This window comes from Aureibaculum flavum, from assembly GCF_016406085.1.
Taxonomy (GTDB): Bacteria; Bacteroidota; Bacteroidia; order Flavobacteriales; family Flavobacteriaceae; genus Aureibaculum; species Aureibaculum flavum.
Genome location: NZ_JAEHFJ010000016.1, coordinates 46,378 through 56,857 on the forward strand (window position 1 = coordinate 46,378; position 10,480 = coordinate 56,857).

Consider the following 10,480-nt stretch of genomic DNA (forward strand, 5'->3'; position numbering starts at 1 on the left):
ACATTTGAATACATAGTCGCTAAATAAAACCATTACTCTAACACATTTGAAGTGTTGTTCGCTTTAGCTTTGTAATTCAAGAAAAACATAGTTGCAACTCTAGTAGATATAACTACAATGTGGTTATACATATGTTGTATGGCATTGAAGAAAATCAAATGAGATATATTTTAAGCATAATATTGATTGGGATCATTGGAACCAATTGCTTCTCACAAGGGAGTTGGAACATTGGATATGTTGAGATTGACTCTCTTAATTCAGATTATCTGAATACTCAAATAAAACTGGACTTTAAACATGATTGGCTGAAAATTAAAAAGCCTGAAAAACGAAGTGTGAGGCATTATGTAACGCCTGAAGACACAGCTTACATATTGATAAATAATGGTAAGACGGTTTTAATTGAAAGAAGAGCAATCTATGTTGACCATGGTTCATTTAATGACCAGTTTCTGGAAATAGAAAATTACGAAAAAAATATTAGTAAACGAATTTATAATACCGAAATAGTTCAATTAGAAAAAGACAGGATCAAGGTTCGAGTTGTAATTCAGAATTATAAAATACGGGATGAAAAGATTAAGGAAGAACTCGAATCAGAAACTGTAGAATTCTGGATTGATAAAGATAAGTTAGACGGAATTATGATTAAAAATTAAAACGCCATACAACACTGTATATGAAATCATAGCACCCTGCGGGATGCTACGCTTCATATACTCAACGTTGGCAGCAATTACCAAATGGATTATATAATAATAATATTATTAGGAATTTTAATAATTGGACCAATCGCATATGGCTACTATTTAGACTACAAATCAAATCCGAAAGAATTTACAGCATCTCTAAAACCAATATTGGTACAAGGATTTATTTTCTGTTTAATATATTTTGGAACCAATAAGATTTATGAATTAATAATACCATTGAATAAAAATCACGGAATTGAATTTAACTATGAACGAGAAAAACTCGGAATTCCTGAACTCGGAACTGACTGGAAAATTGACAATCATTCTGAACAATTTGAAACTCAATGGTGGAAACCAAATCCAAGAAATGGACATTTTAAAAAAATTATAGAATACGGAATTCTGAATGTAAAATCTGAAACTGATTACTATCAAAACGAAAAAATAAAAGGAACTTTTGCATGGTCAAAATTCGTGTTTAATGAAAATACATTTTATTATTACTTGGAAAAACCAAATGAAAAGGAAATTTCAATAACCGAAAAAGGAAAAATAAAACATGAAAAACCTATAGTAGTTGTTACCATTAATAAATTGGAATTTGAAAAGTATATAGCGGAATAAAAACTACTGGCAACACAGGCTATATGCCATTAATTTTGGTTTATTTATTGAGTTTTGGGCAAGTGCTTTTAAAACATTTTTTCTTCAAACAACTCATGCTCTTAGTAGGTATTGTTTTGGGAAACGCAAGGGCAACGTAAAAAATATTTTAAAAGCGAAAAGGTCTGTGTTTTATCTATTAACTTTAGTGCTTTATCAAAGAAAATTAACGGCACATAGCCAAACGTTGTAGCAAATACGAAAAATGAACAGTACATATAATAAAATTATAGCTTTAGGGATTTTAATATTGTCTTTTACGACCTGTAAAGCACAAACGAATGAAAGTCCTAATCCGAAAATAAACTCTGAAAATTATTACGAATATTATCACTCTAGCGGAACTACAAAAACGACAACGAATTGGTTACGAAGACACGAAGCTGTTCCAATTATTATTGACGAATTGGAAAAACTCGGATTTGAAACTAAACAATATATATTATTCGAGTTGGAAAACGAAGAAGAAATAATACTTGATGTTTATAATCGTGATAAGAACTTTGGTGTAGTTTTCAATACTGGACACTTTGCTTTTCCGAATAAAAATCAAAGAAAAAATCGGATTTATAATCAAGACAAGTTCAAAATATCAGGAAGTTTAGGACGAAGAAAAGTTTATGAAGAATTACCCAAAAACATTATCGTTCTTCAAGAAACTTGGTATTGGTATCAAACTCAAAGTAGTCCGAATGACAAGCTACTGAATAAGAAAACGGCTGAAAACATTTTACGAGAAGATATTAGAAAACAATTATCTGAATTGAAAAACTGAAAAAGTACTTGCTACAACAAAGTACTGTGGCAAAAAAACAAGGAAAATCTACTTAATTCCTCATTTGCATAATTACCAGTTAATTACTACATTTGAATACATAGTCGCTAAATAAAACCATTACTCTAACACATTTGAAGTGTTGTTCGCTTTAGCTTTGTAATTACAAAAAAAACTATAATAAACATAACGGATATAAACGCAATACGTTTATACAATTGTTAATAGTCATTAATTCGGAGGTTCGTAAAATCCAATGGTTATGGAGAGTAATAAGATGTAAAATAACCGTGAAATTGATAAAGAAAAGGGATTACCTTCACCCACACCGACTTTAGATTCAGGGAATCGAGTAAATCCTGATTTACAATCGTTTCACGATATAAAGTCGAACTGAGTTCAAGGTACTGTTTTATTATGACAAAGTCAAGTTTATTGGTCTGTACAGTCTTCCTCTCTACGTTTTTTAGCTCTAGCTAAAATCCATAGAGGCGAAGTTATTTTACTTACTAACTCAAAGGAAACTGCCTTTGAGTTCCGATTAACAACAACTAACACTATGTAAAGAGAATAAAACTAACGTTTTACTATCTTTACACATACATTGGCATTCATTAAAACTAACGAAATAAATAGCACAAAATGTAATTATTTTTATCTTTGCTAACGAGAATGAAAGATTTAACAGACATATCAATTTGGAAACAAAACCTTGGTTTATTGCCAATCCACTTAAACCCTGCAGAAGATAACACAAATTATGTTATGTTGAACGGTGGATATGGAGATTTTTGCCTTCAAACAATAAATGACAATAGTGATATAGATAGTTATTTTTCTAAATCTTGGTCGAGTAATACAAAGAATTTTTTGGTGCTTGATAATGATAATATTAATATCTACAATTGGTCCAAAAGTAAACCTGAGCCAATTCCTAAGGAATTAGTTTTAAATAACTTTGACAAATTCTATAGTTATTTATTATCTAAAAGTTTTAAGTCTTCTAAAGATGTTGTTCCTTACATAATTGATATTTTTAGACAATTTAGAAATTTAACACAAGAAAGAACAAAACCTGTTGAAGCACTAAATTTACTTTTTTTACTTCTTTCTAGTCTTGAAGATGACGTAAATAATTTTGATTTTGGAAAATGGAATATTAATAATACTGTAATTCCGACTAATTTCGATTTCTATACAGATAACATTAGAACAGGAGTATCAAATATTAAACCAGAACTAGACTTAATCATAAGGCACTCTGCAGGAACTCTTTTTCAAGAGGCTCAAAAAGAAGTGCTTTTCTTCAATCCACAACGTGATTTATTTGGTGGAGTATCAAATTCTTTAGAAACAAAAAAGGAATTATATTCAAGTATTCATTATACACCACCCTTTCTATCAAGAACAATTGTAGAAAATGCTTTAAATCAACTGGATTTAACTACAGAAAGCATAAAAATATTAGATCCATCTTGTGGTTCTTCTGAATTTTTAATTGAAGCGTTGAAACAATTAAAACAATTAAATTACAATGGGGATATCCAAATTATTGGATGGGACACTTCTGAAACAGCTATAAATACTTCTAATTTTTTATTGAGTTACGAAAAAAGAACTATCTGGAAAGAAAAACTAAATTTCAAAATTGAATTAGTAGAAGACTCATTAAAAGAAGAGTGGGAAGATAATTACGACCTAATACTAATGAATCCTCCATTTGTGTCTTGGGAACTTTTAAAAAATAATGATTCAAAAGATGCTATTCGTCAAGTTTTAGGACCAAATTTTAATGGAAAACCAAATCAAGCAAGTGCCTTTTTCTATAAATCAGTGACTCATTTAAACGAAAATGGAGTTATTGGTTGCGTAATTCCTTCATCATTTCTATCATTAGATTCATATAAGAAACTAAGAAATGATATTTATGATAACATAGAAATAAGACTTCTTGGAAAATTAGGGAATTTTGTTTTTGAAGATGCTTTGACAGATGTAAGTATCATTATTGGACAAAAACCTAAAACAAATCAAGTTCCTACTTTATTATGGACTCGTAATGAAAAAGGAATAGCACAAAATGCTTTACGTGATTTACGTAAATTAATATATTCTAACGAATCAACAATAAATAATCCAGATTACAGTATTTATAAACCAACTACCTTTCCTATTCTAAACGAGAATTGGAATCCTATTTCACTTAAAAACAATAATCTTTTTAAAACAATTGAAAGATTTATATTTGAAAAAAAATTAATCAGAACGGAAGATGTTTTTAGTATTAGATTAGGAATTAGACAAGGAGCAAAAGATGTCTTTAAATTATCCATTGAAGAATATAATTCATTACCGGAAAATGAAAAAAAATATTTTCGCCCTGTAATTGATAATAAAGCTATTAACAAAGGTAGTTTGTCTTTAAATAACTACATATGGTTTCCTTATGATAAAAATGGTATGCTATTTTCTAGTGAGGAAGAATTAATCGAAAAAGCCCCAATTTTTTATAATTCAAATTTAAAACCTAAAGAAGAAATTTTAAAAAAGAGAGCCAGTATTTCTTATTGGTGGGGTTTAACCCGACCAGGAAATTGGCAATTTGAAAAATCACAAAAACTAATTTCAAAGGAATTTGGTGGAATTGATTCTTTTGCATTAGATAAAGAAGGTTCATTTGTAGTTGAAAGAGGAAATGTATGGATTCCCAAAAAAGATTTTAATCAAGAAAATTATTACTTTTATTTGGCCTTATTTTCAAGTTCTTTTTACAATAGTTTACTATCTATTTACTCTAAACAATTAGCTGGTGGAGATTGGTATATTTTAGGAAAAAAACATACAAAAGATATTCCAATTCCTAATGCACATTCAGTAGAAGTTCAAGAGTCTATTGGTTATAGTAAATTAGTAGAAATTGGTAAAGAAATATCTATTGGTAATTCATCTGTAAAACAAATTGCTGATGAAGTTTTAACTAAATACTTTTATCCGATTAATTCTTAACTTTTTTCTATGATTAATAAAAAATTCCTCATAGATGAAATTAATAAAGGATGTAAATTATTATTTGATTCATCTTTTCATTTAGAACCGAGTACTGTTAACCGATTTAGAATAACAGGAAATCAATCTTCAAAAGCGGTAAACAATTATAAATCAATTAAAGAAGAGATAAATGTAATTAAATGGTTTGATGTTTTTTGGATTTATTTAGAAATTGCATTTGTCGAAAAAAACACTTTCATTTCATTATCAGTTTTTCAAGGAAAACAAATGGATAATGAAAAGAATCAATTGTTTCGTGCTGAATGGGACGATTATAATAATGATAACGAAAAACACCCACAGCCTCATTGGCATATAACGTCTAATCAATCAATTGAAAATACATTCAAAGAATATACTGACACATTTGAAAATGAAGGATTTGCAGAATTGCTACAAGAGGAAAAAACAAAGATAATAGATGTAAATAAAATCCATTTCGCAATGAATGGTAACTGGATTAATGATGATAATCACATTCAATCTATTAATGATAATAGTAAAATAGTTAAATGGTTTCAAGGGTTATTCTCTCACTTAAGAGTACAACTTGAATATGTAAATAAATAACGAAATGCCAACAATGTATAAAAAACATAGGGCGTTTGTGCTTAATCGAAAGTCTGTGCTTATTAACAAAGTACGCCAAATATAAAATTTGGCATTTAAGATAAAAAATAAAAGCAAAATATTTATATTTAGCTAAGTAATAAATTGAAACTAATGTTCTTATTAACTGCCCTACGTTTCTTATACTAAACGTTACCCACAATATGAAAAAACCAACTATGACGCAAACTTTACTTTTTATTTTAGTAATCGGAATTGGACTATTTTATGCTCTCAAATATGGAAATAAAGCAAAAAAAGATATTGCAGAATTTGAAAGCAAAAAAGAAACGAACACGACAACTAAAGAAATAATTGAATTAAAATATTTTGGAGAAATTGACTTGAATAAAACGGAGGAATATATTGATGTTCTGACCAACATAAACGGAAATGAAATCTCGATTGACCTAAACATTATTGAGGAAACAATTTCAAAAAAAACTATTCAGCCTACTATTAATTTTTTGGAGAATCTACATGAAATTGAAAAGATTGCTCACAAACAAGTCTTATCGGATTTCAAAAACGGAAATATTGTTAAGGATTACATAGAGCATCACATTGGAGAATTTAATGATGATGATTTAAAATCTCTCGGAATTAAAACAACTGACAGTCCTAAAGAGAGAAAACAAAAATTCCTGAATAAAATCTATTTAAAAAGAATTGGCTTTTATCCTGAAGAGTGGGATAGTTTAGCCATTTTTGATTTTACAATAAGTAGAGATTTGACACAATACTTGATTGTATTAAGTTTTGATAGTAACGGTAAATTTGTTGATATTTACACGGAAAGTTAAAATACTGTGGGTAACAACGTGTATAATTCATTGCTAGTTCTAGCCTACGTGGAAAATCCTTCGGATTGTCCACTGGTTCGGTTCATTTTTACTAATTTAGTTGCTAAACACGCAACGAAATCATACACAAACACGTTGTGTGCAAGCTAAAAAAATGACCGATAAAGAAGAAAAATATTATGACAGAATTAAATCCAATCTAATTGGACAGAAAATTGTCGAAGTATTTTATGAAGAACTGAAATACGAAACTGAATTAGAATACTGGGAATATTCGAATGAAATTCATTCAATTGATATGAATGTGATATTTCAATTTGAAAGTGGAAAAATAACTCAAATTAAATGGGATAATGAATTTTATTGTTACGGAATTGGATTTGAAAATCTAAAGGAAATAGATATAAGAGAAGGAATAAAAACAATAAGAGTTTCTGAAAATCCAAATTGGAAAAATTTAATAGGAAAAAAGATATCTGGAATTAATATCTTATGGGATATTAGCGAAGGAATGACAACTGAATATTACGGGAATAAAATTGTTAAGTCAGAAAAAACAATAACGAAACTTCCGCAAACTTGGGAATTGGATTTTGAAAACTCAAAAATATGGATTTCTGCACTTGAAATTAAAGAAGATGAAACTGATAGTTTTTGGGCTGACCATTTAAGCGTTTTTTTTACAAATAAAGGACAAGAAAAATATGAATTGGTAAAAAAAGCCTGCACACAACACCGTATAAAAATAATTGCTGTTTAGTACTTAATCAAAGGTCGTTGCCTGTTTGTAACGTCTGATTTTCCTTCGGAAAATCCTCGCATACAAACCCGCAACTATTCTTATACATAAACGTTAGGCACAATTACAAACAAAAATAATGAATGAATAAGCTTTCTATATTATTGATAATTCTATCAATTAATTTTTCCCATACTCAATCAAAAAAGGAATTAATTAATACACTGATAAAATCTAATTCTGTACAATTAGACTATTACAATATGGGAAATGAATTCGGAACATTACTTGGGAAAATAACTGAAAAAGAGCTTAATGAATTAACTAATTATAAAAATCCAATTATCCGAACCTATGCCAAAGTTGGACTAATTGAGAAAGGAAAAGGAAATATTGTTAGCCTACTAAAAGACGAATTAGTAAAAAACGAGACCATTTTAGTATTTGATGCTGACCTTGGAGATAAAAAAACAACTTCGTCAATAGTTTACGAAACTTTTCTAATCAAAAAAACATTAGACACATTAAATTATTTTAAAAATCCAGATTACTTTGAAATTGAAAAAATTGTTGCCAAAAAAAAGATTTTTAAAAAAATAGATAGTACAATTATCTATTCAAATTGTAATTTAAATGATAGAATACTAAATAGAGTTTTTAGCAAAAAATATGATAAAAACCATCTGCCTCAAATTGAAAGATTAGCATTTAAATTGAATATATCACACGCTTTCTTTTATTTAATATCTAATTACGAAAAAGAGTATAAAGGTAAAGAACTTGAATACTACATAAATGTATTTCCAAACGCTAAATTTGAAACAAAAAATGAAATTATGAATTTAATCAATTATTTAGTTTATTTGATAGATTCGGAAAACAAAACTCTTTATAATATAGGAATAAAAAGACTGAAAAAGGAAGAATGGAAAAATCACGAATTTGAGTTTTTTATACAAGATTTAATGAATGAAAAAGGAATAAAAATATAAAAAGTGCCTAACAACACCTATATGCCATTAATTTTGGCTTTTTTATTGGCTTTTGGGCAAGTGCTTTTAAAACATTTTTTCTTCAAATAACTCATGCTCTTAGTAGGTATTGTTTAGGGAAACGCAAGGGCAACGTAAAAAAATATTTTAAAAGCGAAAAGGTCTGTGTTTTATCTATTAACTTTATAGCTTTATCAAAGAAAATTAACGGCACATAGCTAAACGTTGCCAACAATAAAACAATATGAAAAAAATATTTGTATCAATACTGACACTATTAGGTCTTTCTTGTGGAAACCCTACCGAAGCAGACAATCAATCTGAAAAAATTGGAACTGGTATATTCAATACATTAGTAATCACATCTCAGAAGTTTGAAAAGATTAATAATGCATTTTTGATAAATTTAATTAAAGACAACGTTGTTACTCTTCAAATCCTTCACGGAGGAATGCTGGAGCAAACAAGGACAGCTGAAAATGTATTTAATTTCTCTTTTAACTTAACATTTGATAACGAGAAAGCAAATCAAGACAAATTCACGACACTTGACATTTCAAAAGATTTTACTTATTACGAATATGAGGGAATTCCTTGCTACGCATTTAATGCAGGAAATGACACGAAAAAAGTATCAGAAATAGCACTTCTAATATTAGAAAAAGTATATGGTTATAATCAGGACGAAGTATTTGAATTTGAAATTCACGACCAAGGACAAATGTAAAAAGAAAAATACAGTAGCTAACAACTAAGCATTCGCCTTGCCGATAGGCTATAGCTGAATGATATGTTGACTAACCGTATTGAGATTAATTTTCGGTTGCTATGGGGATATAGTTGATAATTGTGTGTAATTTAAAAAAGTAGTGAAGCAATTTTTACTTTTTTTTTAGGTCTTATTTAAGTTTTTATTGGTTAAAATCTTAATCACAAACCTCTTTTGATTTTTTAGACAATTTTTTGACTTGTTTTCTTAAGTTTGGACAATGTCCGCCCACCTCACACTGTGTAAGTTTTTATTTTTTTAATGTATTTTCAAGATGTTGTAAGTACTCTTTTTGTGGTCCTCTACAATCAAAAGTGAGTAATGTAATCAGTTCGCCTTTCTTGCAACTAGGACAACGGTTAAGAAGTACTGTGGCAAAAAAACAAGGAAAATCTACTTAATTCCCCATTTGCATAATTACCAGTTAATTACTACATTTGAATACATAGTCGCTAAATAAAACCCCTACTCTAACACATTTGAAAGGTTGTTCGCTTTAGCTTCGTAATTACAAAAAAAACTATAATAAACATAACGGATATAAACGTAATACGTTTATACAATTGTTAGCATTAATGCAATTCACATGAAGATAATATCAATTTTTATTATTACTCTAATAATCGTTTCATGCAGTGACATTAAAGAAACGGAACTTATAGAACGTGCAGATCAACTTGAATTAGAAAATAAGGAATTAAAAGAGGAAATTGAAAAGCTACATGCAAATGACATTATAAATACTATTATGGTTCCTTCTTTCGATAAAGAAGAATATAGTCAAAATGGAAAAGGGAAAATTACATTTAAGGCACACAAATATTACGATTTTAATTTTCCTATAACGTCCATGACATGTTAGATAACGGAGAAAATGGGAAAATTAGAAGGGAAAATCTGAAGGGCTTAGAATTTGAATATTCATTTGATTTAAGTGAAATGGAGAATAATAAAATAAATCTATGGATGGTATTTAAGCTAAAGAATAGTGTCATAAATATCCCGATGAAAGCAGATATAAAAATAAGGGATTAACACACTAATGCTAACACCACCTATATGCCACTAATTTTGGCTTATTAATTGGGTTTTGGGCAAATGCTGTTAAAATATTTTTTCTTCAAACAACTCATGCTCTTAGTAGGTATTGTTTAGGGTTACGCAAGGGCAACGTAAAAAAATATTTTAAAAGCGAAAAGGTCTGTGAATTATCTATTAACTTTATTGCTTTATCAAAGAAAATTAACGGCACATAGCCAAACGTTAGCTGTAATTTAAAAAAACTCATATAATGAAAAATAACATTCTATTTCTATTTCTATTAATTACGATAATCAGTTGTAAGGAAAAAAACGCAAAATCATCAACTAATGAATCAATTCCT

11 protein-coding genes are annotated in these 10,480 nt (G+C 28.6%); all 11 read left to right on the plus strand.

The genetic code is table 11. The features are described from left to right. Positions 1–158 precede the first annotated feature (158 nt). Entirely contained in the window at positions 159–662 is a 504-nt protein-coding gene (locus JBL43_RS19650) for a hypothetical protein (RefSeq protein WP_198843066.1), read from the plus strand. An 84-nt stretch (positions 663–746) separates the two neighbouring features. Next, positions 747–1,322, plus strand: a complete 576-nt coding sequence (locus JBL43_RS19655; protein ID WP_198843067.1) for a hypothetical protein — start codon at positions 747–749, stop codon at positions 1,320–1,322. A gap of 244 nt (positions 1,323–1,566) precedes the next feature. Continuing rightward, complete coding sequence (locus JBL43_RS19660) at positions 1,567–2,136, plus strand: hypothetical protein (protein ID WP_198843068.1); 570 nt, start codon at positions 1,567–1,569, stop codon at positions 2,134–2,136. A gap of 672 nt (positions 2,137–2,808) precedes the next feature. Then, entirely contained in the window at positions 2,809–5,142 is a 2,334-nt protein-coding gene (locus tag JBL43_RS19665; RefSeq protein WP_198843069.1) for an HsdM family class I SAM-dependent methyltransferase, read from the plus strand. Between the two features lie 9 nt (positions 5,143–5,151). After that, positions 5,152–5,754, plus strand: coding sequence for a hypothetical protein (locus tag JBL43_RS19670; protein WP_198843070.1), 603 nt, complete (start codon positions 5,152–5,154; stop codon positions 5,752–5,754). Positions 5,755–5,957: 203 nt separating this feature from the next. Continuing rightward, entirely contained in the window at positions 5,958–6,596 is a 639-nt protein-coding gene (locus JBL43_RS19675; protein ID WP_198843071.1) for a DUF2004 domain-containing protein, read from the plus strand. A 154-nt stretch (positions 6,597–6,750) separates the two neighbouring features. Continuing rightward, the gene (locus JBL43_RS19680; RefSeq protein WP_198843072.1) at positions 6,751–7,356 is read left to right on the plus strand and encodes a hypothetical protein; all 606 of its coding nucleotides are present in this window, start codon (positions 6,751–6,753) and stop codon (positions 7,354–7,356) included. Positions 7,357–7,478: 122 nt separating this feature from the next. Then, positions 7,479–8,327 (plus strand): hypothetical protein, encoded by an 849-nt coding sequence (locus JBL43_RS19685; protein WP_198843073.1) that lies wholly within the window; start codon positions 7,479–7,481, stop codon positions 8,325–8,327. Between the two features lie 244 nt (positions 8,328–8,571). Then, entirely contained in the window at positions 8,572–9,054 is a 483-nt protein-coding gene (locus JBL43_RS19690) for a hypothetical protein (RefSeq protein ID WP_198843074.1), read from the plus strand. A gap of 628 nt (positions 9,055–9,682) precedes the next feature. After that, positions 9,683–9,958 (plus strand): hypothetical protein, encoded by a 276-nt coding sequence (locus tag JBL43_RS19695; protein ID WP_198843075.1) that lies wholly within the window; start codon positions 9,683–9,685, stop codon positions 9,956–9,958. Next, positions 9,952–10,131: a hypothetical protein gene (locus JBL43_RS19700; protein WP_198843076.1), complete on the plus strand. Its 180-nt coding sequence runs from the start codon at positions 9,952–9,954 to the stop codon at positions 10,129–10,131. The genes JBL43_RS19695 and JBL43_RS19700 overlap by 7 nt, the downstream gene beginning before the upstream one ends. Positions 10,132–10,480: the final 349 nt, after the last annotated feature.